The following is a 572-nucleotide window of genomic DNA, read 5'->3' on the forward strand; positions in this document are numbered from 1 at the left end:
ACCCAGCTGTTGCGCTACATCCGTAAGCTCTCCGACCGCGACCTGGCGCTGGACCGGACCATGATCCCGCTGGGCTCCTGCACCATGAAGCTGAACGCCACGGCGGAGATGGAAGCCATTTCCTGGCCGGAGTTCGCCTCGATCCACCCGTTCGCCCCGGATTCCCAGACCGAGGGCTGGCGCGAACTGATCGATGGTCTGGAAGCGGACCTCGCCGAGATCACCGGGTACGACCAGGTGTCCATCCAGCCGAACGCCGGCTCGCAGGGTGAGCTCGCCGGGTTGCTGGCGATCCGCGGCTACCACCTGTCCCGCGGTGATGACCAGCGCAACATCTGCCTGATCCCGGCTTCGGCGCACGGCACCAACGCGGCCTCGGCCGTGCTGGCCGGCATGAAGGTGGTCGTCGTGGCCACCGCCGCCGACGGCACCATCGACCACACCGACCTGTACGCCAAGATCGAGGCCAACAAGGACGCCCTGTCCTGCATCATGATCACCTACCCGTCCACGCACGGGGTGTACGACGCCGACGTCCGCGAGGTCTGCGACGCCATCCACGCGGCCGGCGG

At 67.7% G+C, this 572-nt stretch carries 1 pseudogene; it reads left to right on the plus strand.

Annotated features, from left to right (window positions below):
- Positions 1–572, plus strand: a pseudogene (locus ACTHQX_RS21765) (glycine dehydrogenase (aminomethyl-transferring)); the annotation flags it as partial.

The sequence above is a fragment of the Arthrobacter sp. SAFR-023 genome, assembly GCF_051965295.1.
GTDB lineage: Bacteria > Actinomycetota > Actinomycetes > Actinomycetales > Micrococcaceae > Arthrobacter.